The sequence below is a fragment of the Mesobacillus jeotgali genome, assembly GCF_031759225.1.
Classification (GTDB): domain Bacteria; phylum Bacillota; class Bacilli; order Bacillales; family Cytobacillaceae; genus Mesobacillus; species Mesobacillus jeotgali_B.
The window spans coordinates 1,585,762-1,611,089 of record NZ_CP134494.1; the positions used below are offsets into that span (position 1 = coordinate 1,585,762).

A 25,328-nucleotide genomic window follows, 5' to 3' on the forward strand; every position below is an offset into this window, starting at 1 on the left:
ATGCTGGAGCAAGTAATCTTTTTCACAATATTAATGGGCTTCCTAATCACAGTTCTGCTTTCTCCAGTGTTTATTCCTTTTTTGAGAAGGCTTAAATTCGGCCAAAGCATCAGAGAAGAAGGTCCGAAATCACATCAGAAAAAAACAGGTACACCTACGATGGGCGGTGTCATGATCTTAATCTCAATCACAATCACGACACTTGTGATGACAGGGAAGTTCTCACAACCCTCAGTGGAAACGTATCTATTGTTATTGGTTACTTTAGGCTTTGGCTTACTAGGGTTTATGGATGACTTCATAAAGGTTGTCATGAAGCGGAACCTTGGATTGACTTCCAAACAAAAACTCCTTGGACAAATCATTATTTCTGTTATTTTTTATTTCATATTCAAGCAAAGTGATTTTTCAACAGAGATCAGCATTCCTTTAACCGATATCTCTTTTGATCTTGGTTGGGGATATGCCCTTTTCATTATTTTCTGGATGGTCGGGTTTTCGAATGCTGTTAACCTGACGGACGGGCTTGACGGGCTGGTTTCCGGTACGGCTGCCATTGCATTCGGTGCATTTGCAGTTCTTGCCTGGAGTCAATCTCAATATGAATTGTCCATTTTTTCTGTCGCGGTTGTAGGCGCAGTATTGGGATTCCTAGTATTTAATGCGCATCCAGCTAAAGTGTTCATGGGAGACACAGGTTCACTTGCTCTTGGAGGTGCGATCGCAACTGTTGCTATCCTTGCGAAGCTTGAAATCATCCTGATCGTCATTGGCGGTATTTTCGTGATTGAAACATTATCCGTGATCCTGCAGGTCATATCATTTAAAACGACCGGCAAAAGAATTTTCAGGATGAGTCCTCTTCACCATCACTATGAGTTGATTGGGTGGTCAGAATGGCGAGTTGTCGTCACATTCTGGACTGTTGGCCTGCTATTTGCGATCCTAGGAATTTATATTGAGGTGTGGATCTAAATGAAAAATATCAAAACATATCAACATAAAAAAATACTTGTACTTGGCCTTGCCAAGAGTGGAGTCAGCGCAGCGGCTCTACTACATAAATTAGGGGCATTCGTGACGGTCAACGACAGCAAGCCTCTTGATGAAAACCCGGAAGCACAAGGTTTGCTCGAGCAGGGGATCAAGGTTGTTTGTGGAAGCCACCCTATCGAATTGATGGACGAAGGATTTGAACTGGTCGTCAAGAATCCCGGGATTCCTTACTATAATCCTATGATTCAAAAGGCGATTGAAAAAGAAATTCCGATCATTACTGAGGTGGAATTGGCATACCAGATTTCGGAAGCACCACTCGTAGGAATAACAGGCACTAACGGAAAGACAACTACGACTACACTCATTTTTGAAATGCTTGAGGCAGGGGATAAACACCCATTGATTGCAGGCAATATCGGTACGGTTGCATCAGGTGTTGCTCAGGATGCAACAACTGATAACACGATCGTTATCGAACTGTCTTCTTTTCAATTGATGGGAATTGATCAGTTTAAACCTCGTATTGCCATTATTACAAACCTGTATGATGCACACCTTGATTATCATGGGACGAGGAAAGAATATATTGGAGCTAAGGCTCTTATCACAAAGAACCAGACTGAGGAAGACTTCCTGATTGTCAATGCTGATCAGGAGGAAGTCATGGAAATCGCCCGGAATTCACGAGCGCAGATTGTTCCTTTTTCAACTAAAAAGGTGCTGGAGAGCGGTGCTTATGTAATGGATGGCTGGGTTTGCTTTAATGGGGAGAAGATTATTGAAACGAAGGACATCGTTTTGCCCGGAAAGCATAATCTGGAGAATATTTTATCGGCCGTAGCGGCGACACTGCTTTCAGGGGCGGACAAAGATGCCATCCATAAAGTGCTTACCACCTTTGCTGGTGTTCGTCATAGGCTCCAGTATGTCGATACGATCGATGGACGGAAATTTTATAATGACTCAAAAGCGACCAATATTTTGGCTACTGAAAATGCCCTGGCGGCTTTCGAGGCGCCAATTGTTTTGCTGGCCGGCGGTCTTGACAGAGGCAATTCCTTTGATGAACTTGTTCCTGCCCTGAAAAATGTGAAGACGCTGATTACCTTTGGTGAAACAGCTGAAAAAGTTGGACAGGCTGGACGAGATGCAGGAATAAAAACGATTTTAAGGGCCGATAATGTGGAAAAGGCCGTTCCCGTGGCATTTGAACATTCAGAACCCGGTGATGTCATCCTGTTGTCTCCTGCATGCGCAAGCTGGGATCAGTACAAAACTTTTGAGGTCAGAGGAGACATGTTTATCGAGGCAGTGCATAAGCTTAAGTAAGGGCTTGTCTTGAACAACATGACTCTCGATGCTTGGCCTCATAGCAGGCTGGATGGGAAGCGGCATATGAGCCCTAAATCATACAGCCGAGGTGTATTGCTTTGCCAACGAAAAAAACGACTCCAGACATATTCCTGATGATAGTAACCTTTACGCTTTTGGCAGTGGGTTTGATCATGGTCTACAGTGCCAGTGCTGTCTGGGCGGACTATAAGTTTAATGATTCTTTCTTTTTTGCGAAACGGCAAATGCTGTTTGCGGGCGTCGGGATCATCGCAATGTTCTTTATCATGAATATCGATTACTGGACTTGGAGGACCTGGGCAAAGGTCATACTGATTATTTGTTTTGTCCTTCTGATCCTTGTATTGATTCCCGGAATCGGCAATGTGCGGAATGGTTCGAGGAGCTGGATCGGAGTCGGAGCCTTCTCTGTACAGCCATCAGAGTTCATGAAAATCGCGATGATTGCATTTCTGGCAAAGTTTTTGTCAGAGAACCAGAAGGCGATCACTTCATTCAAGCAAGGACTTTTCCCTTCTTTAGGTCTTGTGTTTCTGGCATTTGGACTGATCATGCTGCAGCCTGATTTAGGTACAGGAACAGTCATGGTAGGCACTTCTGTGGTCATGATCTTTATTGCAGGAGCCAGAATCAGTCATTTTGTCGGCCTCGGGCTATTGGGGGTTGCAGGTTTTGTCGGGCTGATCATTTCCGCTCCGTACCGGATGAAAAGGATCACTTCGTTCCTGGACCCATGGCAGGATCCGCTCGGAAGCGGCTTCCAAATGATTCAATCGCTGTATGCGATTGGACCAGGTGGATTGTTCGGTCTTGGCCTTGGGCAGAGCAGGCAAAAATTCTTTTACCTGCCTGAGCCGCAGACAGATTTTATTTTTGCGATTCTTGCTGAGGAACTAGGGTTCATTGGCGGTTCATTGATTCTTCTATTATTCTCCTTACTGCTTTGGAGGGGAATAAGGATTGCTCTGGGAGCCCCAGATTTATTCGGGACTTTCCTTGCGACAGGGATTATCGCAATGATCGCCATCCAGGTGATGATTAATATCGGAGTTGTAACGGGTCTTATGCCTGTTACTGGAATCACTCTCCCGTTCCTCAGTTACGGCGGTTCATCCCTGACATTGATGCTGATGGCAGTCGGAGTGCTGCTGAATATAAGTCGACATTCTCGATACTGATAAAAGACCCTGGTGAAGGGTCTTTTATTTGTTGGAGTCGAGGCTTCTATGTGAATATGAATAGGAATATACTGCTGTTCATGCTATATTACATTTAAATAACAATATCTTTAAAAACTGTTCTTGAGTTTAGAATATAGTAGAATAGGGTAAAACCGGGGAGTGCCTTTTTATAGGCTTCTTTCACAATCGAAATCCACGTGAGGCAGTCCAGGTTTGCGGTGTGGATACGTGATTTAAAAGGCTGTTTTCGAATTGATTGTTGCTTTGTGAACGGGTATTTGGACCCGAATTTGGGAAGGTATTGAGGCACTTTTTGAGGAATTTCTTAAAAGGATTGCTTTAGTACCAGTAAAAAGCCAGTGCCGGTTTTTACCTTTCGTGTTGAAAGCAACAAAGCTTATGAAAAGAGCATAAAAAAAGAGATAAGTTGCTGAGGTGTGGAAAATGAAGATTGCAGTTAGCGGGGGCGGCACAGGGGGACATATATATCCTGCGCTCGCACTAATAAGGGAAATTCAAAAAAAGGATGAAAATGTCGAGTTTCTTTACATAGGAACAGAAAAAGGCCTTGAAAGCAAGCTTGTGCCGAGGGAGAATATCCCTTTTAAATCCATACATATCACAGGTTTCAAACGAAAGATTTCATTTGAAAATGTAAAAACGGTCTTGAGGTTCCTTAAAGGAGTCCGGGACAGTAAAAAAATGCTCAAGGATTTCAAACCAGATGTGGTCATTGGTACTGGCGGCTATGTTTGCGGGCCGGTGGTCTATGCGGCTGCGAAAATGGGCATACCTACAATTGTCCATGAACAAAATAGTGTTCCAGGTTTGACGAATAAGTTCCTGAGCCGTTATGTTGATAAGATTGCGATCTGTTTCGAGGAAGCAAGGCAATTCTTCCCTGAGCAAAAAGTAGTGTTGACTGGTAACCCGAGGGCTTCCGAGGTATTGGGGCAGGATGGGGTCAAAGGAAGATTGTCCGCCGGCCTGAAGCTCAAGATTCCGACTGTTCTCATTTTTGGCGGAAGCAGGGGGGCAAGGCCAATTAATGAAGCGGTCGTAAAAAGTCTGACAGAATTAAGCGGCAAACCATATCAGGTTCTATATGTTACGGGAGATGTTCATTTTGAAGATGTCCGGAAGGAAGTTGAGCTTGTCGGAAATCCTGGCAATGTCATTATCAAACCATTTATACACAATATGCCAGAGGTATTATCCGGGGTGGATTTAACCGTAGCAAGGGCAGGGGCGACTACACTCGCTGAACTGACTTCATTGGGTATTCCGAGCATTTTGATCCCGAGCCCATATGTTACCGACAACCATCAAGAAAAAAACGCCCGGGCTTTAAGTGAGAATGGAGCAGCGAAGCTGCTGCTCGAGAAAGATCTCACAGGCCCTAAACTGGTAGAAAGCATTGACCAGATTCTTGGTCGTGAGGAGAAGCTGGCAGAAATGAAGAAGGCCGCAAAAAAACTGGGCATCCCTGACGCTGCACAGAGACTGTATCGTCTCATGGAGGAATTGGCGAAAAAGTAGCCTATAGGCATGCAGCTGCATAAAATGTTCAAAATAGCTGTATCGTGAAAGGAAGGTAATTATGAAGGATCTAGCTAGCAAACTTAGAGAAATGAGCATCGGTTCGATTAAAGAAAACGAACCGCTCGCAAACCATACATCGATGAAAATAGGCGGACCTGCTGACATACTTGTTGAACCTTCATCAATAGAAAATCTAAAAAAAGCGGTTGAAGTTATTAAGGATTCAGGTGTGAAATGGACAGTAATCGGCAGAGGGTCTAATCTGCTCGTTTCAGATAAAGGCATTGAAGGTGTTGTGATTAAACTGGGTTCCGGCCTAGATGATTTGGAGATTGACGGAACGAGAGTGACAGCTGGCGGAGGCCTTTCACTGGTCAACTTTGCCATCACTATCAGCCGCAAAGGGCTTTCAGGATTGGAGTTTGCAGGCGGAATCCCTGGGTCGATCGGCGGCGCCGTTTATATGAACGCAGGAGCTCATGGGTCGGATATTTCTCAAATTCTGGAGAAAGCCTATGTGCTCTTTGAGGATGGCTCTCTTGAATGGCTCTCAAATGAAGAAATGAAATTTTCATATCGCACATCTGTACTCCAGAAAGAGAGACCTGGGATTGTCGTAGGAGCTGTATTCCAGCTCACAGAAGGAAATAAAGATGATATTGTGGCGGAACTTCAAAAGAACAAGGATTATCGTAAAGAAACCCAGCCATATAATTTTCCAAGCTGCGGCAGCGTCTTCCGGAATCCTCTGCCAAATTATGCTGGTAATTTAATTGAGAAATCAGGCTTAAAAGGCCATCAAATCGGCGGAGCCCAAATTTCTGAGCTTCATGCCAACTTCATTGTAAACAAAGGAAATGCAAAGGCTGAGGATGTACTCGGTCTAATCCAGCATGTAAAAGACACAGTCCTTGATTTACATGGTGTGAAAATGGAGACAGAGGTAGAAATTATCGGACGGAAATAGCAGGAAAGAGGTTCAAGCTGTCAATTTCTGTGATATAATAATTCATTAGATTAGGATGCTTACCTTATAGATACGGCATGTCCAAAATTCTCATGCCGTTGACTCTTCTTTTTTACTATGTGCTGTACATACCTTGAGTAATTATCATGGGGAAGCTCCTGATCTATTAGTAATTTATTACGATGGCTTTAACCTGCTAGAAGCAACAAAAGGGAGTTATCTTTAGGAAATGGGTTCAGCCGATAAAGAGGGGATTGAAATGGACAAGAGGAAAATCGTCTCAATTGAAGACCGGATTCCAAAGTTAAAACATCAAAGGCGCAAGAAAGCCAACCGAAGGCTTATCATACTGCTGGCTATGTTTTTTGTATTGATAGCTGGTGTTATCTATTTTCAATCACCGCTTAGCAAGGTGAAGGACATTACTGTTTCAGGAAATGAATCCTATTCAAATGAATATATCATTGAAAAGAGCGGGCTCAGCTTTGACTCAAATGTGTGGAAAATCAGCAAGGCTGAAATCGAGGATGAACTGGAAAAAATCCAGGAAATCAAACAAGCTGATGTGAACATCAAGCTGCCTAACTCAGTCAACATCAAACTTGAAGAGTATAGCAGATTAGCCTACATTTCAAAGGGTAAGAATTTTTATCCGGTCCTTGAAAATGGAAATATCCTAGGTGAGAAGCAGATGGACGAAATTCCTGTCAACGCGCCCATCCTAATTGGATTTAAGGAAGGGAAGGTCCTGGATGAGATGCTTGCTTCATTAGAGGAACTTCCTGATGTCGTCATGAATTCCATCTCTGAAATCCATTCACAGCCTATAAAGACCGACCAATATCTCATTAAGCTGTATATGAATGATGGTTTCGAGGTAAATGCTACGCTCAGGACTTTTTCTGATAAAATGGCACATTACCCATCAATTGTCAGTCAGCTTGACCCTTCCAAGAAGGGCGTGATCGACCTTGAGGTTGGTTCTTATTTTAAAGCATATGAAGCAGAGGAAGCTGAGGAAGTTGAAATTGAAAAAGAAAGTGAACAGTAACCGTGTCATTCTTTCGATTGTGTTCCTGGTGCTAGGCTTCATGGTCGCTTTTTCATTCCGCGTCACGCAAGATGAGAGCGACAAAAGTCAAGGGCTTACGGACAGGCAGTGGGAGAAGCACTTAAGTCTGAGGAACGATTTAATTCAACAGGAAGAAAAAAATCGGGAGCTTCAGAAAGAGTTGAATGCCAAGCAGGAAAAGGTGAGGGAGATCGAAGCCAGTCTTTCCAAAGAAGCGCAGGTTTTCTTTAACATGGCTGAAGACGCAGAAAAATACCGTATGTATCTTGGAAAGGTAAAGGTCAGCGGCAAAGGTGTAAAAGTAACTCTTGCAGATGGAGAGTACGATCCTGATGAAAAGAATATCAATAATTATCTTGTCCACGAACATCATGTTTTCAAGGTGATCAATGAACTGTACATTTCAGGAGCAGCAGCTATTGCTGTGAATGGTCAGCGTATCTCACACAATTCTTATATATTGTGTACAGGCCCTGTTATTACTGTTGATGGCTACCAGCATCCTGCCCCCTTTGAAATCACTGCTATTGGCGACCCCGATGTTCTTTCCTCCGCTCTCAATATTACCGGTGGGGTAAAAGATCAGCTTGTGAATGACCAAATCGTCTTTTCTTTGGAACAAAAGGAAGACATCAAGATTGATCCGATCTTGGGTAAATGATGATCATTTTTCATTTCCGAATAGTAGATTGAATGAAAAAGAAAATGCATGATCAGGCCATTTTATAAAGGAATAAACAGTGTAGAATCTGCACTGGTTTTTTAGAAAGCAAGGTGAAGACAATGGGCCGACCTAGAAATCTCAGCTTTAGCATTATCGCTGCAATTATTGGTTTAATGGTCGCCATACAGTTTCAAACCGTGAAGGAACCGGAAGTCAGGGATACACGTGACACTTGGCAGCTTCGGGAAGATTTAATGAAGGAGAAGGAATTACAGTCCAAGCTGCTTCTCGAAATCAGGTCGAATGAAGAGAAAATTGCTAAGTATGAAACTGAGAGGCAGCAAAGCAAGGAAGAAGTGCTTCGTGATACACTCGCTGAACTTAAGGAAGAAGCAGGACTCACAGAGGTGAAAGGGCCAGGAATCACCCTCTCGATTGAACCTGCTTTCAGCCTTATTGTTGAAGGTGACAATCCGCCTTCCGTTTCACCGGACATGCTCAAAAGGCTATTGAATGAATTGAACCTTTACGGTGCCAAGCATGTATCCGTAGATGGCGAAAGGGTTATTAACACAACGGTCATCAGGGATATAAACAGGGTGACTAAAATCAATGGCCATTCCTTGAATCGATTTCCGATAGAGGTTAAAGTGATCACGGAAAATGGCGACGCAGCCGAAAAGCTTTACAATCGCATGAAGGTTTCCACGGTTGCTGAGGATTTCTTCATTGATAACCTGGAAGTCAAGGTTAACAGGCCTGTTGGCGATCTGATTGTGCCCGGATACCAGGATACAATCAGGATCAGATACATGGAATCCGCTAAAACAGAAAAAGGGGGAGGCAACGGATAATGTGGCTTCCAATCATGGGTTTGGTCATCGGTGTCATCATTGGACTGTTGACCGACATCCGAATTCCGGAAGAATATTCCAACTATTTATCAATCGCAATCCTTGCCGCCCTCGATACTTTGTTTGGCGGGATCCGCGCCCAGCTGCAAAATATATATGATGAAAAAGTTTTCGTATCTGGTTTCTTTTTTAATATAGTATTGGCAGCAAGTTTAGCTTTTCTAGGTGTCCATCTTGGTGTAGACTTGTACTTAGCAGCAGTTTTTGCCTTTGGGGTAAGGCTGTTCCAGAACATAGCCGTCATCAGGAGAATAATATTGACAAAATGGTCAACTACCAGTGAAAAGTAGAAAAAAAAATGATATTTTAAAAGGGAAATATTTAATTGTGACGAATAAAGTAATGTAATTAAAAATGAAACGCAATTAAATGGTGCAAGGAATTGTTGTTCAAACACTAGGAATTTTTAAAGGAGGTGCCACAGAATGAACAGCAATGATATATTTGTCAGTCTTGACATCGGTACATCCAGTGTGAAAGTAATCATTGGGGAAATGGTCAATGACACTTTAAATATAATTGGTGTTGGCAATGTGAAGTCTGAAGGGTTAAGGAAAGGCTCCATTGTTGATATAGATGAAACCGTTCATTCTATTAAAAGGGCAGTCGAACAAGCTGAAAGAATGATAGGTTTAAAGATTAACCAGGTGATTGTAGGTGTAACCGGCAATCATGTTTCCTTATTGCCATGCCATGGCGTGGTCGCAGTTTCCAGCGACAATCGCGAGATCACAAATGAGGACGTAGCGAGAGTCATTGATGCTGCACAGGTGGTATCGATTCCCCCTGAGCGAGAGATAATAGACGTGATTCCAAAGCAATTTATCGTGGACGGTCTTGATGAGATCAATGATCCAAGAGGCATGATTGGCGTTAGGCTTGAAATGGAAGGTACGATCATTACCGGATCAAAGACAATCTTACATAATACTCTTCGTTGTGTTGAGCGCGCTGGACTTGAAATTGTGGATATCGGCCTGCAGCCGCTTGCTGCAGGAGCATTCGCTCTTTCAAAGGATGAAAAGAATATGGGTGTCGCAATGATTGATATCGGCGGTGGTTCGTCCACAGTCGCCGTCTTCGAAAATGGACACTTAAGAGGTACATCTGTCATTCCGGTCGGAGGGGACCATATCACTAAAGACTTATCGATTGGTCTGCGTACAACAACAGAAGAAGCGGATAAATTGAAATTGAAGCATGGACATGCCTTTTATGACCATGCATCAGAAGATGAATTATTCGAGGTTTCAATCATAGGCAGTGACCAGCAGCAGCAGTTCAATCAGCTGGAAGTTGCCGATATCATCGAGGCAAGGATGGAGGAAATCTTTTCCCTTGTCCAGGATGAGTTGAAACACATGAACATAAGGGACTTGCCAGGCGGTTTTGTCCTAACAGGTGGAACAGCAAATATGCAAGGAGTTTTGGAGCTTGCACAGGATATTTTCCAAAGTCGGGTAAGAATTGCGATTCCGGATTATATTGGTGTGAGAGAACCCCAATACACGACAGCGGTCGGATTAATCCAATTTGCATATAAGAACGCGAAATTAAAAGGAAAGAAAATGGAAGAAGCTTTTAGTGAAATCGAACCGAAAGAAAAGAGAGTTCAAAAACAGCCGCATCCAAAATCGAAGCCTGAGAAACAGCCTGAAGAAAAAGTCACCTCAAGAATGAAGAAATTTCTTGGCTACTTTTTTGAATAATCAGAGCTAACAGGAAGTCGGCGAATTAGGAGGATTTGTCATGTTGGAATTTGATACGAATTTAGATTCACTTGCAACTATAAAAGTTATCGGTGTTGGCGGCGGCGGAAATAATGCGGTTAACCGAATGATCGAGCACGGCGTACAAGGCGTTGAATTCATCGCGGTCAATACAGACGCACAGGCGCTTAACCTGTCCAAAGCTGAAATCAGAATGCAAATCGGCGCAAAATTAACGCGCGGACTTGGTGCAGGTGCTAATCCGGAGGTAGGAAAAAAAGCTGCCGAGGAAAGCAAAGAACAAATTGAAGAAGTGCTGAAAGGCGCAGATATGGTCTTCGTTACGGCTGGTATGGGTGGAGGCACAGGTACTGGAGCAGCTCCTGTCATCGCTCAAATCGCGAAAGACCTTGGAGCATTGACCGTAGGTGTTGTAACCCGTCCATTTACATTTGAGGGACGCAAGCGTGCTGGACAAGCTGGCGGTGGAATAGGTGCAATGAAGGAAGCGGTAGACACACTGATCGTCATTCCAAACGACCGCTTGCTTGAGATTGTCGACAAAAGTACACCTATGCTTGAAGCATTCCGTGAAGCGGATAATGTTCTTCGCCAGGGTGTCCAGGGTATTTCTGACTTGATTGCAACACCTGGTTTGATCAACCTTGACTTTGCTGACGTAAAAACAATCATGTCCAATAAGGGTTCAGCTTTGATGGGTATCGGTGTGGCTTCGGGTGAAAACCGTGCAACTGAAGCAGCAAAGAAAGCCATCTCATCTCCATTGCTTGAAACATCTCTTGACGGAGCGCAGGGTGTCTTGATGAACATCACAGGCGGAACGAATTTGAGCCTTTATGAGGTCCAGGAAGCTGCTGATATTGTCGCTTCTGCATCAGATCAGGATGTGAACATGATCTTCGGTTCTGTCATCAATGAAAATCTGAAAGACGAAATCATTGTTACTGTCATCGCGACAGGCTTCAATGAGGAAGTCATCCAGCCAAAGCCAACAAGACCTGGTTTCGGCGGACAGCAAAAACCAGGTATGGGTGCAATCAAGCGCGAACAGCCAAAACGTGAAGAGATCCAGCAGGAAGCTCCAAGAAGCAATCAGCCACCACAAGGTGAGGATGCTCTTGATATTCCTACATTCCTTCGCAACCGCAACAGAAGACGCTAATTTTTACTGTATAAGGGCATAGCCGAAACGGCTATGCCCTTTTTATGTTTTCCATAAAACTACTAAACAAATTCTTTGTGGCTGTCTGAGAAAAACAATAGCATCCTATTAAAACCGGCCCCATTTTAATCTTTGGAAGAAAAAACTGAAAATTGACAAAATCCGAAGGTAAAAGTGAAAATCTCTGTTGTTTTGTTGCCAGAATGTGACACACTTCATAGGCCAATGACGATATACTTTTCCGTAACGGAATGATAGAGCAAGAGCAAACCGTTAGAAAGTGCTTGTGCGGTGATTGCTTGGCGCCAGTTTATTTTAGGATACCATCAGCAGTTTAAAAGGGTCAGCGCTTGAAAAATCGAATGTTTGAACCCTTTGTAGTAAACGGAATACTGGGAATCTCGCTCAGCGCACCGGGGCAGGAAATTCTGTACCTGTATAAGCGTACAGAGTTTATACACTTAGATTAGTGTCTAGCTCCAGCGCCTAGGCCCTCGAGACGTTTCGGTCCGCCCAATGAAGTCAAAGAACGACTTCACTGGTCGGCCCTACAACGCTTGTCGGGGCTGACCAAGGCGCTTACGCTTTTCTTAGGAGGATGAGAGGTGAAGGTCTATCTGGATGTCATCTGGGCTTTGAATCTATTATTTGATGCATTCCTTCTGTACCTGACTGCCATTATCCTGAAAAGGCAGGTTAAGATTTGGAGATTGGCTTTGGGAGGGGCAATTGGTTCATTGCTCATTATATTAACGATTACTCCTTTACATGCTGCTGCGGGTCACCCGGCAGGGAAGCTGTTCTTTTCGATCATGATGGTCCTGGCAGCCTTTGGATATAAAAGATTCCGTTTCTTCATTAAGTCACTCATGACCTTTTATGTAACGACTTTTCTGATGGGAGGAACTTTAACAGGAGTGCATTACTTTATCCAGTTTGATATGGACCTGGCATCGAATGTTGCCATGAATCATATTAAAGGGTTTGGCGATCCAATCAGCTGGCTGTTTGTATTGCTTGGATTCCCGCTCGCCTGGCATTTTTCGAAGAGGAATATTGAACAATTCGAAATGACCAAGATTCAATATGAATCACTGGCAGATGTGGAGGTGAGGTTCATGGAGATTGATTTCAGCGTAAAAGGATTAATCGACAGTGGCAACCAGCTTTATGATCCTATTTCCAAAATGCCGGTCATGATTTTATCCATTGCAAATTGTTTGGATCATATGCCAAGTGAAATCAGAAGGATTGCGGAAAACCCTGACAGCGTTTTAACAGGAGATGGGAATTTTTCGCCTAAACTGGAAAATCGAATGAGAATCATACCATGCAAGGTAGTCGGACAAGAACATCAATTAATCATTGCCTTTCAGCCTGACAGCATTAAGATCGCCACTAACGAAGGTACTTTTATTGCTGAGAAAGGATTGATATCCTTTACGACACAAGAATTATCGGCTGATGGCAGTTTCCACTGCATTATTCACCCTAAAATGCTGGCGGGAATGGCAAAGACAGAGCAGGGCGTGAAGGTAAGTTAATATTACTATACTCAGAAATACATAATTTAGAAGGAGGACAATCAATGAAAAATTTGCGGCTTCGGTTATCCTATTACTGGTATAAATTATTAATGAAACTAGGCTTGAAAACAGATGAAATATATTATATCGGCGGTAGCGAAGCGTTGCCACCTCCTTTAACGAAAGAAGAAGAAGAAGTGCTGTTGAACAAACTTCCAAATGGGGATAAGGCAGCGAGATCGATCCTGATTGAAAGGAACTTGCGGCTTGTTGTCTACATCGCACGCAAATTCGAAAACACAGGTATCAATATTGAAGACTTAATCAGTATTGGTACCATCGGATTGATTAAAGCGGTGAATACTTTTAACCCTGAGAAGAAAATCAAGCTGGCAACCTATGCATCCAGATGTATTGAAAATGAGATCCTCATGTATCTGCGCAGGAATAATAAACTTCGCTCTGAAGTATCCTTTGATGAGCCGCTGAATATTGATTGGGATGGAAATGAACTGCTTTTGTCTGATGTTCTTGGTACAGATGTTGATATTATCACTAAAGACCTCGAATCGAATGTTGACAAAAAATTGCTGGTCAAAGCGCTGCAACAGCTTTCTGACCGAGAAAAGCAGATCATGGAACTGCGTTTCGGGCTGGGCAGCGGTGAGGAGAAGACACAGAAGGATGTCGCGGATATGCTGGGTATTTCACAGTCCTACATTTCACGTCTCGAAAAAAGAATCATTAAACGTTTGCGTAAAGAATTCAATAAAATGGTATAGCAGAAAAATTTTCAATAAAAATATTTTTATCGTTGATAACCGTGATAAATCAGCGGTTTTACTGGGGGATTCTTTCTGAAACCTGTCCAGGCTTCAGGTAAATAGTGCATATTTTTCCTTCTTGCGGAGATACTGATTTTTGACAGCAGCTCCTGTGAGGAGGGAAAAGATTGACACGAAACAAAGTTGAAATTTGCGGTGTTGATACATCAAAGCTTCCCGTTCTAAAAAACGAGGAAATGAGAAAACTTTTCAGAGAAATGCAAAGTGGTGACATTACAGCAAGAGAGAAGCTTGTGAATGGCAACCTAAGGCTTGTTTTAAGTGTGATCCAGCGTTTTAACAACCGGGGCGAGTTTGTTGACGACCTTTTTCAGGTCGGATGTATTGGCCTTATGAAGTCCATTGATAATTTCGATCTCGGACAGAATGTTAAGTTTTCAACCTATGCTGTCCCAATGATCATTGGTGAAATCAGAAGGTATTTAAGAGATAATAATCCAATTAGAGTCTCCCGATCGTTAAGGGATATAGCCTACAAGGCCCTGCAAGTCCGAGAGAAGCTTATGAGTGAGGCGTCCAGGGAACCGACTGCAGAAGAAATTGCAAAGGTGCTTGAAGTGCCGCACGAAGAAATTGTCTTCGCCCTTGATGCCATCCAGGATCCAGTTTCCTTGTTCGAGCCGATTTATAATGACGGCGGTGATCCTATCTATGTGATGGACCAGCTAAGTGATGAAAGGAATAAGGATAGTAACTGGATAGAGGAGATCGCCCTGAAAGAAGGGATGAGACGCCTGAATGAGCGTGAAAAATTGATCTTAAGGAAGAGATTCTTCCAGGGTAAAACGCAAATGGAGGTCGCTGATGAGATTGGCATCTCACAAGCCCAGGTGTCCCGACTCGAAAAAGCGGCGATCAAGCAAATGAATAAGAATATTCAAAGTTAAGCTGCCTATTTGGGCAGCTTTTTCATTTCTACTGCCACAGAGAGGATATAGTCCACAACATGGCACTTTCTTGAACAGCAGGATTGACTGAAGAAATCATACATCTGTATCCCCATCATATAATTTATAAGGGCTAACACCTACCAAAGTGAAATCCGGAGGGATCTGTATGGTTAAGGTAACAGAATTTCAAGTTAAAGATGTCGTGAATGTTTCGGATGGCAAGAGGCTTGGCAATATAGAGGATTTTGAGATAAATTTGAATACCGGTAAAATTGAAGCAGTTGTCATTGGAAGTTCCGGTAAGGTGCTTGGATTCTTCGGAAAGGAAGAAGAGGTTGTCATTCCCTGGAGGAATATCCTGAAAATAGGCGAGGACGTCATCTTGGTCCGATATAAAGACAGCGGGGAGTATCTGCAGCATAATGAAAGTGATGAGTAAGGCCGTCAAACTGTTGTACTGCGGCTTGTATGTGATAAACTAGACAAAAAACATGTGAGGTAAAAAGCCATGGAGCCATTCATCTTAAAAAGCCAGGAATACTTTGTCATAAAAGAGTGGATGGAACGTTATCCTGGACTTGAAGCGGGGTTCACTACAAAGAATGGCGGTGTGAGCAAGCAGGATGCTTTCACAGGCCTGAATTTCGGTTTTCATGTTGGAGACGAACAGAATGCGGTTTGCGAAAATCGTCGCCTCCTGGCGGATCAAATCGCATTCCCTCTCTCCAGTTGGGTTGAAGCAGAACAAACTCATGATATCAACATTGCCAGGATTGAAAAAGCAGATCAAGGAAAAGGATCAACGTCTTATGATTCTTCGTTTGCAGGAACGGATGGCTTTTTGACAAACGAGCAGGGAATCCTCTTGACACTTTGTTACGCTGACTGTGTACCTCTTTATTTTATTGAACCGGAGAGCAGGCTGATTGGCGTCGCTCATGCTGGATGGAAGGGCACTGTGCATGGCATTGCAGCCGGGATGGTCAGCAAATTTCAGCAAAATGGAGCAAAAATAGAAAAAATTTCTGCCATTATTGGCCCATCAATATGCAAAAAATGTTATATTGTTGATGAGAGAGTCATCAATTTAGTGAAAAATATACTAGATGGTGTCGATATATTACCATATAATCAAGTTAGTGAAGGCCAATATTCTCTCGATTTAAAGGAATTGAACCGACAGATCCTGTTAAAAGCAGGTGTGGCAGACGGGAATATACAGGTTACCGATTATTGCACAAGCTGCCATAGTAAGCATTTCTATTCGCATAGGCGGGATAAGGGAAATGCTGGGCGAATGATGGCTTATATCGGCTGGAAGGAGGATAGCCATCCATAATGAAAGTCAGAGATAATCTGGAGGTTATCCAGAATCAAATAGCAGATGTCTGCAAGAAAGCCGGGCGGGATCCGGAAGAAATCAAGATTATAGCGGTTACTAAGTATGTCTCACCCGAACGGGCACAGGAGGCCATAGATGCCGGTGTCATCCATCTTGGTGAAAACCGGGAAGAAGGACTGCTTCATAAAATAGACCACTTAGAGGACAAGCCTGTATGGCATTTCATTGGGACACTGCAAACGAGAAAAGTAAAAAATATCATCGAACATGTTACATATATCCATTCATTGGACAGGCTGTCGCTTGCAAAGGAAATAAACAAGCGCTCCGATTCGAAAGTGCGGTGCCTGATTCAGGTCAATGCATCCGGTGAAGAGAGCAAGCATGGATTGAGACCTGATGATGTTACTGGTTTTGTTCATGAATTGAAGCAGTATCCAAATATTGAAGTAAGCGGATTGATGACAATGGCACCATTCACTGAAGACGAGCAGGTGATCAGGGATTGCTTCAGGACAATGAAAAAGCTCCAAGCAGAAATACAATCGCTGCAACTGGAAAATGCACCATGTGATGAATTGTCAATGGGAATGTCAAATGATTTCAAAATAGCTGTTGAAGAAGGATCCACAATGGTGCGCATTGGCACTGCATTGGTAGGGAACGAATCGGAGGTGCAATAATATGAGCTTAAAATCAAAAATTAAGACATTTTTTTTCCTGGAAGATGAATATGACTATAATGATGAGGAAATGCTCGAGGAAGAAGCTGAACCCTTCAAGCCCAATAAACAGCCTGTCCAGCAAAAGCAGAATGTGGTAAGCCTGCAGAGTGTGCAAAAATCATCCAAGGTGATCCTGATGGAGCCAAGGATGTATGCAGAAGCACAGGAAATTGCCGACCATTTGAAAAATCGGCGGGCGGTCGTTGTGAATCTGCAGCGCATTGAACAGGATCAGGCAAGGCGTATTGTCGATTTCCTCAGTGGAACAGTTTATGCGATCAGCGGTGATATCCAGCGGATCGGCATGAATATATTCTTATGTACCCCGGATAATGTAGAAGTCACAGGGAATATTTCTGAGCTGATGCAGGAGCGGGATTACCAAGAGTCGAGGTGGTAGATTAAATGGATTTAGTAATAGGCATAATTGCTCAGCTAGTCAATCTTTATCAGTGGGCCCTGATTATTTATATTTTCATGTCATGGTTCCCTAACGCCAGGGAAACGGCAATCGGACAATTTTTAGCGCGGATTTGCGAACCTTTCCTGGAGCCTTTCCGAAGGATTGTTCCTTCAATCGGCATGATTGATATTTCACCAATCGTTGCATTCCTTGTATTGCGTTTTGCTGTCTCTGGCTTGTATCAGCTGGCAGCATGGTTTTAATAAGGATCATTCTTATCTCTTGCAGGGTCTGAATCAGGCCCTGTTTATTTTATAATTTCAGATTTTATATCATTTCAACTTAGAGAATTGTCCAGCTCCAGCGCCTAGCCCCTCGAGACGCTTCGGTCCTGCCAATGAAGTCAAAGAACGACTTCACTGTCACGCCCTCCAGCGCTTGTCGGGGCTGACCAAGGCGCTTCCGCTTTTCTTATATCGAGTCAACAAAAAGGAGTACAGTAATGAGTATTTACCAGCATTTCCGTCCAGAGGAACGGGAATTTATCGATCAGGTGATTAACTGGAAAGAATATGTTGAGCAAAATTATGCTCCGAAACTAACTGATTTTTTGGATCCGCGTGAACAGCAGATCCTTGCAACAGTCATCGGCAAGCATCATGATGTGAAATGGGAGCTGTTTGGCGGTGCTCCAGGGACCGAAAGAAAAAGGGCATTTCTTTTTCCAGAGTACCTGGAAGCTAAAGATGAGGATTTCCAGGTAAAGCTTTTTGGGATTGATTATGCAAAGAAATTTGTGAATATTGAACACCGTCAAGTTTTGGGCAGCCTGATGTCACTCGGTTTGAAGCGTGGGAAATTCGGAGATATCCTGATTGAAGGAGATACCGTGCAATTTTTTGCTGCTGAGGAAATAGCTGATTACATAAGGCTTCAATTAGAATCAATCGGCAGAGCATCGATTGGCTTGTCAGAACTCCCGCTTGAAAAAGCGGTGGGCATTGCTGAAGAATGGAATGAAGTGACGACTACTGTTTCCTCAATGCGACTTGATACTGTCATGTCCGCTCTATTCAATCTATCCAGGCAAAAATCCCAGCTGCTGATCCAGCATGGGCATGTTAAAGTCAATTGGACAGCCATTGAAAACACAGCCTTTGAATGCGGTGAAGGGGACGTCATCTCTGCTCGGGGTTATGGCCGTGCGAAAATCATCACAATCGAAGGGAAAACAAAAAAAGATAAATATCGAGTTATTGCTGGACGGAAAAAATAATTATATAGTAATAGTAGAAGGATTTTTAGTTTATTTGTCGAATCATAGCTTTAAGTACATAAAGGATTATAACTAAATGGGAGGTGGCGTCATGCCTTTAACGCCGTTAGATATACACAACAAAGAATTTAATAAGGGATTTCGCGGGTATGATGAAGATGAAGTCAACGAATTTCTTGACCAGGTGATCAAGGACTATGAACTAATTATCCGAGAGAAAAAAGAAATGGAAGAAAAGCTGAATGAGATGAATTCAAGGCTTGGCCATTTTACAAATATTGAAGAAACATTGAATAAATCAATTGTTATTGCGCAGGAAGCAGGAGAAGAAGTCCGCCGCAACGCGCAGAAGGAAGCGAAGCTGATCATCAAGGAAGCGGAAAAGAACGCTGACAGGATCATTAACGAGTCATTATCAAAAGCTCGCAAGATCGCACTCGAAATTGAGGAACTGAAGAAGCAATCGAAAGTATTCAGGACAAGATTCAAGATGTTGATCGAAGCCCAGCTTGATATGCTGAATACGGATGATTGGGATCACTTGCTTGAATATGAATTGGATTCAACAGAATTAAAAGCGACAGCAAGAGAAGAAGAAGACTCACTGGCTTGACGCAGGCACGCTGTTTCGCATATAATTTCATAACAAAGTGCAATAGATGAAAGAAACGATGACAGGGACAGTATGGCGTTCCAGTTGCTTGTTTATCAGCGAAATGGGGAAGGTGAGAGCCCATTACAAGCGGATTGCCAGAAAATCACCCGATAGTTCCGAGCTGAACATCCAGGAAGGATCAGTAAGTGCAGGCGTGACATTCGCGTTAAGAATGCTAAGAGGACAGGATGATAATGTCTTGTCTATTTAGGGTGGTACCGCGGGAATATAAACCTTCTCGTCCCTTTTCAGGGATGAGGAGGTTTTTTTTATTTTCCAAAATCGTTCTCTTTCATGGTTGCAATGGTAAAAATAGGAGGATCAATCGAATGGAGTACAAAGACACTTTACTCATGCCAAAGACCGAGTTTCCAATGCGCGGAAATTTGCCGAACAGGGAACCTGAAATCCAGGCAAAATGGGAAGAAATGAATATTTACGAAAAAGTTCAAAAACACACGGCAGATCGCCCGCTGTTCATCCTGCATGATGGACCTCCGTATGCAAACGGTGATATCCATATGGGTCACGCATTGAATAAGATCCTCAAAGATTTTATCGTCCGCTATAAATCAATGAGCGGTTTTTGCTCGCCATATGTACCTGGCTGGGACACTCATGGATTGCCTATTGAGCAGGCATTGACGAACAAAGGTGTAAAACGCAAAGAAATGACTGTCGCTGAATTCAGGAAGCTTTGTGAAGAGTATGCCTACGAGCAGATCAACAACCAGCGTGAACAGTTCAAGCGCTTGGGCGTTCGCGGTGACTGGGAAAACCCATATATCACTTTGAAGCCAGAATATGAAGCACAGCAAATCAAAGTATTCGGAGAAATGGCGAAAAAGGGATACATCTATAAAGGCAAGAAGCCTGTTTACTGGTCTCCATCAAGTGAATCTGCACTTGCAGAAGCTGAAATTGAGTATCAGGATAAGCGTTCAGCTTCCATCTACGTTGGCTTCCCTGTAAAAGACGGCAAAGGAGTTCTAGACCAGGATATTGAAATCGTCATCTGGACGACTACTCCATGGACGATCCCAGCTAACCTTGGAATCTCCGTACATCCTGATTTGACTTATGTTGTAGTAGAAGCTGACGGAAGAAAATTCCTTGTGGCCGAAGAACTGCTTGAGGCTGTTACGAACGAAATCGGCTGGGAAAATGCTTCGACACTTAAGAAAGTTGTTGGTAAAGAACTTGAAGGTGTTCTTGCCAAGCATCCATTATACGGTCGCGATTCCCTTGTCATGCTAGGTGACCATGTAACGACCGATGCTGGTACAGGATGTGTCCACACTGCACCTGGACACGGTGAAGATGACTTCCATGTTGGCCAGAAGTATGGTCTTGAAGTTTTATGCCCTGTTGATGACAAAGGTGTAATGACAGCTGAAGCTGAAGGCTTCGAAGGTTTATTCTATGATCAGGCAAACAAGCCAATCACAGAAAAGCTGGAAGAAGCAGGTGCCTTACTGAAGCTAAGCTTTATCACTCACTCCTATCCGCATGACTGGAGAACAAAGAAACCTGTCATCTTCCGTGCAACAGCACAGTGGTTTGCGTCCATCAAGGATTTCCGCGGAGAATTGCTAAAAGCGGTTGAAGAAACAAAATGGGTTCCGGCCTGGGGCGAAACGAGACTATTCAATATGGTCCGTGACCGTGGTGATTGGTGTATTTCCCGTCAGCGTGCATGGGGCGTTCCGATTCCGGTATTCTACGCTGAGAACGGCCAGGAAATCATCACCGATGAAACAATACAACATGTTTCAAACCTTTTCCGTGAGCATGGATCCAATATCTGGTTTGAAAAAGAAGCGAAAGAATTGCTCCCTGAAGGCTTCAGCCATCCTGGCAGCCCTAATGGACAGTTTACAAAAGAAACAGACATCATGGACGTTTGGTTCGACTCAGGTTCATCACACCAGGCAGTACTTGTAGAGCGTGATGATCTTCAGCGTCCGGCAGACCTTTATCTAGAAGGTTCTGACCAATATCGCGGCTGGTTCAACTCATCATTATCAACAGCAGTGGCGGTAACAGGAAAAGCTCCTTATAAAGGTGTACTGAGCCATGGTTTCGCACTTGATGGCGAAGGCCGCAAGATGAGTAAGTCAATCGGCAACGTTGTCGTTCCTGCAAAGGTCATGAACCAGTTGGGTGCAGATATCCTCCGTCTATGGGTTGCTTCCGTCGATTATCAATCCGATGTACGTGTTTCTGATGCGATCCTTAAACAGGTTGCTGAAGTATACCGTAAAATTCGCAACACATTCAGGTTCTTGCTTGGTAATCTTTCTGATTTCAATCCTGAAACAGATGCAGTTCCATTCGAACAGCTACGTGAAGTTGATCAGTTCATGCTTGTGAAGCTGAACAAACTGATCAAATATGTGCGCAATGCATATGACAATTATGAGTTCGCAGGTGTCTACCATGCGGTCAATAACTTCTGTACGCTTGACTTGAGTGCGTTTTATCTTGATTTTGCAAAGGATGTCCTTTACATCGAAGCAGCAGATCATTCTGATCGCCGCGCAATCCAGACCGTATTGCACGAAAGCCTGCTTGCATTGGTTAAGCTGACTGCACCAATCCTTTCTCATACTGCTGATGAGGTTTGGGGATTCATTCCTTCAACTAAAGAAGACAGCGTCCAGCTGACAGATATGCCTGAAGCGAAGGAAATCGAAAATGCAGAAGCGCTTGAAAATAAATGGAATGCGTTCATGAAGCTGCGTGATGATGTCCTCAAGGCACTTGAAGAAGCGAGAAACTCAAAAGTGATCGGCAAATCGCTGACAGCTAAGGTATCTCTATATGTCAATGACAGCACAAAAGAGCTTCTGGATTCAATCTCTGAAAACTTTAGCCAACTGTTCATTGTTTCAGGCTTCGAAGTGGCTGGAAGCTACGCCCAGGCCCCTGACAACGCAATCAAGCTTGAAAACACTGCGATTGTTGTTACAAAGGCTGAAGGTGAGACATGTGAAAGATGCTGGGTCGTTACACCAGAGGTCGGTAAAGTCGAAGAACATCCAACACTTTGTGAGCGATGTGCAACTGTAGTCAAAGAAAATTACTAATACGCTAAAATGAGACTCCGGGTTTATGCCCGGAGTTTTTTCTATGCTTGGGAAATCCTGCAGTACATGTAAAAACTTTAACTGAGTCAGTAAAAAGTTACGGGAAATAATAGCTGTAAACAGGAACGGGGGCAGATATATGGAAAGTAATCTTGATTACATTTACAATGAGCTCCGCGAAACGAAAACAGAATTGTTAACGTACCTGAATTACGGACAGAGAGACGAAAGGATTTTACATTATATTAAAGATGAGCTTCGCGATATCGAAGCAGCACTGAAAAAAATGGAAAATGGCGAGTACGGGAAATGTGAAATATCCGGAGAATACTTGCCATATGAGTTTTTGCAGACCATCCCAACAGCAAGATCTGCTGTCGAACTGGACGATATTGAGCAATACTACCGGAAACCTATTTATTCGTGAGTTTTCATGCCAATCCGGAATGGCGGAGGAGTTGAAATATGATCTCCAAGATTTCTTTTAAAGGTAAAGATTGGATTTATTGGAAAACAATATTGAAAATTTCCAAGTCGCCAATAAAAATCGATTTTCGCCAATAAGCAGCACATTATCGCCAATAAAATAAAATTATCGCCAATAAAAATCGAAAATCGCCAATAAAAATATTTTTTCGCCAATAAACAATTTGGACACTTCAATACATGTTATACTCATCACCCAAAACCACTTACATAATAGAAATTTCTCTGTTAGTAAGTGTTTTACCACCTTTCGAAGTCAGAAACATCACTAAAACTTATAAAATCTGTCGTTTTAATCACATATGTGCTAAAATGCAAAGGTAATGAATTGCTGTGGATGTGGAGGTTACCTTTGTGTTTTATTACATAATTGCACTGTTTGTTATCTTGCTTGACCAGGTTACTAAATGGTTTATTGTCAAAAACATGGAGCTTGGTGAGAGCATAAAGGTCATAGAGAATTTCTTATATATCACTTCGCACCGAAACCGCGGTGCTGCGTGGGGAATCCTTCAGGGGCAAATGTGGTTCTTTTATGTCATCACTGTGATAGTTATTATTGGCCTTGTCATTTATATTCAAAAAGCCGCAAAAGGCAAGCTTTTGCTGGGTGTTTCGCTTGGTTTTATGCTGGGCGGGGCGATTGGGAATTTCATCGACAGGGTATACCGAAAAGAAGTGGTGGATTTCATCAACACCTATATTTTTGGATACGATTTCCCTATCTTCAATATCGCGGATTCTGCGCTGGTGATCGGTGTAGGATTGCTGATGATTGACATGATCAGGGAAGAGAGAGAGGCGAAAAGAAAAGCTTATGGAGAAAATGGAACACATCATCAGTGAGGAACAGGCTGGTGACAGAATAGATAAAGTAGTTTCGACACTCGACGCTGATTGGTCGAGGAGCCAGGTACAGCAATGGATCAAGGATGGAAACGTTCTTGTAAATGGTGCACAAATCAAAACAAATTATAAATGCAGTTTGGATGACAAGCTTGAAATCAGCATCCCTGATCCCGAAGTACTGGATGTCATTCCTGAGGAAATGGATCTTGAGATTTTTTATGAGGACGCAGATGTCCTTGTTGTGAACAAGCCTAAGGGAATGGTTGTCCACCCCGCGCCTGGACATATGACTGGGACGCTTGTTAACGGGCTGATGGCACATTGCAAGGACTTATCAGGCATTAATGGTGTGCTTCGCCCGGGAATCGTCCATAGGATTGATAAAGACACATCCGGGCTCCTGATGGTGGCGAAGAATGATATGGCACATGAAAGCCTGGTAAACCAGCTTGTAGCGAAAAGTGTTACTCGCAAATACAAGGCGCTCGTTCATGGAAATATCCACCATGATCATGGAACGATCGATGCACCGCTCGGGCGGGATCAAAAAGACCGCCAGAGCATGACAGTGGTTGATAATGGCAAACATGCTGTCACGCATTTTAATGTTCTCGAACGGTTTAAGGATTTTACCTTTGTTGAGTGCCAGCTTGAAACAGGCAGGACACACCAAATTCGTGTGCATATGAAATATATTGGTTATCCTTTGGCAGGAGATCCGAAATACGGTCCGAAAAAAACGCTCGATCTTGGCGGACAAGCATTGCATGCCGGGCTTCTTGGCTTTGAGCATCCAAGGACAGGCGAGTATCTGGAGTTTGAAGCACCAATGCCTGAGTATTTCGTAAAGCTTTTAGACGATTTAAGAGAAAATCGTTGACAAAGTTCAACATCTATTTTAAGATGACTATAGTTTAATAAGTCCTTTAAAGACAGTCCCGTGAGGCTGAGAAGGAAACGGATTTGCAACAGGCATTTGATATGCCCTGCTGCATATTAATACTACACGTTTACCCTCTTGCCTAAACAGACAAGAGGGTTTTTTTGCGAATGTATTTCCGTTTTCAATCGTAAATAGAGAAGGAGTGAAAACAAATGGCAGAAAAAGCGGTCGTGCTCGACAACCAGGGAATCCGCAGGGCACTGACGAGGATTGCCCATGAAATCATTGAAAGAAACAAGGGAATTGAAGATTGTGTCCTAGTCGGGATCCGTACGAGAGGAATTTATATCGCGAAGAGGCTTGCCGAAAGAATCCGCGAGATTGAAGGCGCAGAAATCGCGGTAGGTGAGCTCGACATTACATTATATCGCGATGACCTGACAAAGAAGACGAATGACCAGGAGCCTGAAGTAAAAGGTTCGGATATTCCGGTCGACATTTCGAATAAAAAGGTGATCCTGGTGGATGATGTCCTCTATACAGGCAGGACAGTACGCGCTGGTATGGATGCTTTGATCGATATTGGCCGTCCGGCGACAATCCAGCTTGCAGTGCTGGTCGACAGAGGCCACAGGGAGCTGCCGATCAGGGCAGACTTTGTAGGGAAGAACATACCGACATCAAGCTCGGAAAGAATCGTCGTCGAGCTTCAGGAAGTAGATGAAGAAGAACGCGTAAGCATTTTTGAAAAATAAATAATGCCCTTTTAAATGCA

The 25,328-nt window shown here is 43.3% G+C and carries 26 protein-coding genes and 1 other annotated feature; all 26 genes read left to right on the plus strand.

All coding sequences use genetic code 11. The features are described from left to right. The 26 genes from mraY (at window position 1) to pyrR (ending at window position 25,308) form a co-directional block, all read left to right on the plus strand. Window positions 1-975: a phospho-N-acetylmuramoyl-pentapeptide-transferase gene (gene mraY, locus RH061_RS07845; protein WP_311075174.1), complete on the plus strand. Its 975-nt coding sequence runs from the start codon at window positions 1-3 to the stop codon at window positions 973-975. Then, window positions 976-2,328: a UDP-N-acetylmuramoyl-L-alanine--D-glutamate ligase gene (gene murD / locus RH061_RS07850; protein ID WP_311075176.1), complete on the plus strand. Its 1,353-nt coding sequence runs from the start codon at window positions 976-978 to the stop codon at window positions 2,326-2,328. A 101-nt stretch (window positions 2,329-2,429) separates the two neighbouring features. After that, window positions 2,430-3,530 carry a stage V sporulation protein E gene (spoVE, locus tag RH061_RS07855; protein WP_311075178.1) on the plus strand — a complete coding sequence of 367 codons (1,101 nt, stop codon included), beginning with the start codon at window positions 2,430-2,432 and terminating at the stop codon, window positions 3,528-3,530. Between the two features lie 447 nt (window positions 3,531-3,977). Further along, window positions 3,978-5,072, plus strand: coding sequence for an undecaprenyldiphospho-muramoylpentapeptide beta-N-acetylglucosaminyltransferase (gene murG, locus RH061_RS07860; RefSeq protein WP_311075180.1), 1,095 nt, complete (start codon window positions 3,978-3,980; stop codon window positions 5,070-5,072). A gap of 61 nt (window positions 5,073-5,133) precedes the next feature. Further along, on the plus strand, window positions 5,134-6,042 hold the full coding sequence (gene murB, locus RH061_RS07865) for a UDP-N-acetylmuramate dehydrogenase (RefSeq protein ID WP_311075182.1): 909 nt from the start codon (window positions 5,134-5,136) through the stop codon (window positions 6,040-6,042). A 259-nt stretch (window positions 6,043-6,301) separates the two neighbouring features. Continuing rightward, window positions 6,302-7,093, plus strand: a complete 792-nt coding sequence (locus tag RH061_RS07870) for a cell division protein FtsQ/DivIB (RefSeq protein WP_311075184.1) — start codon at window positions 6,302-6,304, stop codon at window positions 7,091-7,093. Next, the gene (locus RH061_RS07875; RefSeq protein WP_167831971.1) at window positions 7,041-7,775 is read left to right on the plus strand and encodes a DUF881 domain-containing protein; all 735 of its coding nucleotides are present in this window, start codon (window positions 7,041-7,043) and stop codon (window positions 7,773-7,775) included. The genes RH061_RS07870 and RH061_RS07875 overlap by 53 nt, the downstream gene beginning before the upstream one ends. 122 nt (window positions 7,776-7,897) lie before the next feature. Continuing rightward, window positions 7,898-8,632 (plus strand): DUF881 domain-containing protein, encoded by a 735-nt coding sequence (locus tag RH061_RS07880; RefSeq protein WP_311075185.1) that lies wholly within the window; start codon window positions 7,898-7,900, stop codon window positions 8,630-8,632. After that, the gene (locus RH061_RS07885; RefSeq protein WP_023614986.1) at window positions 8,632-8,982 is read left to right on the plus strand and encodes a small basic family protein; all 351 of its coding nucleotides are present in this window, start codon (window positions 8,632-8,634) and stop codon (window positions 8,980-8,982) included. The genes RH061_RS07880 and RH061_RS07885 overlap by 1 nt, the downstream gene beginning before the upstream one ends. 135 nt (window positions 8,983-9,117) lie before the next feature. Further along, a complete protein-coding gene (ftsA, locus tag RH061_RS07890; RefSeq protein WP_311075189.1) occupies window positions 9,118-10,401 on the plus strand; it encodes a cell division protein FtsA in 1,284 nt (427 codons plus the stop codon). 40 nt (window positions 10,402-10,441) lie between these two features. Beyond that, window positions 10,442-11,584: a cell division protein FtsZ gene (gene ftsZ / locus RH061_RS07895; protein WP_311075190.1), complete on the plus strand. Its 1,143-nt coding sequence runs from the start codon at window positions 10,442-10,444 to the stop codon at window positions 11,582-11,584. A 605-nt stretch (window positions 11,585-12,189) separates the two neighbouring features. Continuing rightward, window positions 12,190-13,128 carry a sigma-E processing peptidase SpoIIGA gene (spoIIGA, locus tag RH061_RS07900; RefSeq protein ID WP_311075192.1) on the plus strand — a complete coding sequence of 313 codons (939 nt, stop codon included), beginning with the start codon at window positions 12,190-12,192 and terminating at the stop codon, window positions 13,126-13,128. Between the two features lie 44 nt (window positions 13,129-13,172). Continuing rightward, window positions 13,173-13,892, plus strand: coding sequence for an RNA polymerase sporulation sigma factor SigE (gene sigE / locus RH061_RS07905; RefSeq protein WP_311075194.1), 720 nt, complete (start codon window positions 13,173-13,175; stop codon window positions 13,890-13,892). Window positions 13,893-14,062: 170 nt separating this feature from the next. Further along, window positions 14,063-14,842: an RNA polymerase sporulation sigma factor SigG gene (gene sigG, locus RH061_RS07910; RefSeq protein ID WP_311075196.1), complete on the plus strand. Its 780-nt coding sequence runs from the start codon at window positions 14,063-14,065 to the stop codon at window positions 14,840-14,842. A gap of 169 nt (window positions 14,843-15,011) precedes the next feature. Beyond that, window positions 15,012-15,284 (plus strand): YlmC/YmxH family sporulation protein, encoded by a 273-nt coding sequence (locus tag RH061_RS07915; RefSeq protein ID WP_311075198.1) that lies wholly within the window; start codon window positions 15,012-15,014, stop codon window positions 15,282-15,284. Between the two features lie 69 nt (window positions 15,285-15,353). Then, entirely contained in the window at window positions 15,354-16,184 is an 831-nt protein-coding gene (gene pgeF / locus RH061_RS07920; RefSeq protein WP_311075200.1) for a peptidoglycan editing factor PgeF, read from the plus strand. Next, window positions 16,184-16,870, plus strand: a complete 687-nt coding sequence (locus RH061_RS07925; RefSeq protein ID WP_311075202.1) for a YggS family pyridoxal phosphate-dependent enzyme — start codon at window positions 16,184-16,186, stop codon at window positions 16,868-16,870. The genes pgeF and RH061_RS07925 overlap by 1 nt, the downstream gene beginning before the upstream one ends. Window position 16,871: 1 nt before the next feature. Continuing rightward, a complete protein-coding gene (locus tag RH061_RS07930) occupies window positions 16,872-17,312 on the plus strand; it encodes a cell division protein SepF (RefSeq protein WP_102262124.1) in 441 nt (146 codons plus the stop codon). A gap of 5 nt (window positions 17,313-17,317) precedes the next feature. Then, a complete protein-coding gene (locus tag RH061_RS07935) occupies window positions 17,318-17,578 on the plus strand; it encodes a YggT family protein (protein WP_311075204.1) in 261 nt (86 codons plus the stop codon). A 239-nt stretch (window positions 17,579-17,817) separates the two neighbouring features. Continuing rightward, a complete protein-coding gene (locus RH061_RS07940; protein ID WP_311075205.1) occupies window positions 17,818-18,591 on the plus strand; it encodes a YlmH family RNA-binding protein in 774 nt (257 codons plus the stop codon). A 91-nt stretch (window positions 18,592-18,682) separates the two neighbouring features. Continuing rightward, a complete protein-coding gene (locus tag RH061_RS07945; protein WP_214735926.1) occupies window positions 18,683-19,204 on the plus strand; it encodes a DivIVA domain-containing protein in 522 nt (173 codons plus the stop codon). Between the two features lie 49 nt (window positions 19,205-19,253). Continuing rightward, window positions 19,254-19,495, plus strand: a binding site (T-box leader). Window positions 19,496-19,575: 80 nt separating this feature from the next. Next, window positions 19,576-22,335, plus strand: a complete 2,760-nt coding sequence (gene ileS, locus RH061_RS07950) for an isoleucine--tRNA ligase (protein WP_311075208.1) — start codon at window positions 19,576-19,578, stop codon at window positions 22,333-22,335. Between the two features lie 139 nt (window positions 22,336-22,474). Further along, window positions 22,475-22,762 (plus strand): TraR/DksA C4-type zinc finger protein, encoded by a 288-nt coding sequence (locus RH061_RS07955; RefSeq protein ID WP_311075209.1) that lies wholly within the window; start codon window positions 22,475-22,477, stop codon window positions 22,760-22,762. A 413-nt stretch (window positions 22,763-23,175) separates the two neighbouring features. Continuing rightward, the gene (lspA, locus tag RH061_RS07960; protein ID WP_311075211.1) at window positions 23,176-23,667 is read left to right on the plus strand and encodes a signal peptidase II; all 492 of its coding nucleotides are present in this window, start codon (window positions 23,176-23,178) and stop codon (window positions 23,665-23,667) included. Continuing rightward, window positions 23,639-24,550, plus strand: a complete 912-nt coding sequence (locus RH061_RS07965; RefSeq protein WP_311075212.1) for an RluA family pseudouridine synthase — start codon at window positions 23,639-23,641, stop codon at window positions 24,548-24,550. The genes lspA and RH061_RS07965 overlap by 29 nt, the downstream gene beginning before the upstream one ends. 215 nt (window positions 24,551-24,765) lie before the next feature. Continuing rightward, window positions 24,766-25,308 (plus strand): bifunctional pyr operon transcriptional regulator/uracil phosphoribosyltransferase PyrR, encoded by a 543-nt coding sequence (gene pyrR / locus RH061_RS07970; protein ID WP_311075213.1) that lies wholly within the window; start codon window positions 24,766-24,768, stop codon window positions 25,306-25,308. Window positions 25,309-25,328 lie beyond the last annotated feature (20 nt).

Excerpts from the sequence above, each read along its gene's own strand:
- mraY (WP_311075174.1), top strand. The coding sequence starts at position 1 with ATGCTGGAGCAAGTAATCTTTTTCACAATATTAATGGGCTTCCTAATC.
- murD (WP_311075176.1), top strand. The coding sequence starts at position 976 with ATGAAAAATATCAAAACATATCAACATAAAAAAATACTTGTACTTGGC.
- murG (WP_311075180.1), top strand. The coding sequence starts at position 3,978 with ATGAAGATTGCAGTTAGCGGGGGCGGCACAGGGGGACATATATATCCT.
- murB (WP_311075182.1), top strand. The coding sequence starts at position 5,134 with ATGAAGGATCTAGCTAGCAAACTTAGAGAAATGAGCATCGGTTCGATT.
- RH061_RS07870 (WP_311075184.1), top strand. The coding sequence starts at position 6,302 with ATGGACAAGAGGAAAATCGTCTCAATTGAAGACCGGATTCCAAAGTTA.
- RH061_RS07875 (WP_167831971.1), top strand. The coding sequence starts at position 7,041 with ATGAAGCAGAGGAAGCTGAGGAAGTTGAAATTGAAAAAGAAAGTGAAC.
- RH061_RS07880 (WP_311075185.1), top strand. The coding sequence starts at position 7,898 with ATGGGCCGACCTAGAAATCTCAGCTTTAGCATTATCGCTGCAATTATT.
- RH061_RS07885 (WP_023614986.1), top strand. The coding sequence starts at position 8,632 with ATGTGGCTTCCAATCATGGGTTTGGTCATCGGTGTCATCATTGGACTG.
- ftsA (WP_311075189.1), top strand. The coding sequence starts at position 9,118 with ATGAACAGCAATGATATATTTGTCAGTCTTGACATCGGTACATCCAGT.
- ftsZ (WP_311075190.1), top strand. The coding sequence starts at position 10,442 with ATGTTGGAATTTGATACGAATTTAGATTCACTTGCAACTATAAAAGTT.
- sigE (WP_311075194.1), top strand. The coding sequence starts at position 13,173 with ATGAAAAATTTGCGGCTTCGGTTATCCTATTACTGGTATAAATTATTA.
- RH061_RS07915 (WP_311075198.1), top strand. The coding sequence starts at position 15,012 with ATGGTTAAGGTAACAGAATTTCAAGTTAAAGATGTCGTGAATGTTTCG.
- pgeF (WP_311075200.1), top strand. The coding sequence starts at position 15,354 with ATGGAGCCATTCATCTTAAAAAGCCAGGAATACTTTGTCATAAAAGAG.
- RH061_RS07925 (WP_311075202.1), top strand. The coding sequence starts at position 16,184 with ATGAAAGTCAGAGATAATCTGGAGGTTATCCAGAATCAAATAGCAGAT.
- RH061_RS07930 (WP_102262124.1), top strand. The coding sequence starts at position 16,872 with ATGAGCTTAAAATCAAAAATTAAGACATTTTTTTTCCTGGAAGATGAA.
- RH061_RS07935 (WP_311075204.1), top strand. The coding sequence starts at position 17,318 with ATGGATTTAGTAATAGGCATAATTGCTCAGCTAGTCAATCTTTATCAG.
- RH061_RS07940 (WP_311075205.1), top strand. The coding sequence starts at position 17,818 with ATGAGTATTTACCAGCATTTCCGTCCAGAGGAACGGGAATTTATCGAT.
- RH061_RS07945 (WP_214735926.1), top strand. The coding sequence starts at position 18,683 with ATGCCTTTAACGCCGTTAGATATACACAACAAAGAATTTAATAAGGGA.
- ileS (WP_311075208.1), top strand. The coding sequence starts at position 19,576 with ATGGAGTACAAAGACACTTTACTCATGCCAAAGACCGAGTTTCCAATG.
- RH061_RS07955 (WP_311075209.1), top strand. The coding sequence starts at position 22,475 with ATGGAAAGTAATCTTGATTACATTTACAATGAGCTCCGCGAAACGAAA.
- RH061_RS07965 (WP_311075212.1), top strand. The coding sequence starts at position 23,639 with ATGGAGAAAATGGAACACATCATCAGTGAGGAACAGGCTGGTGACAGA.
- pyrR (WP_311075213.1), top strand. The coding sequence starts at position 24,766 with ATGGCAGAAAAAGCGGTCGTGCTCGACAACCAGGGAATCCGCAGGGCA.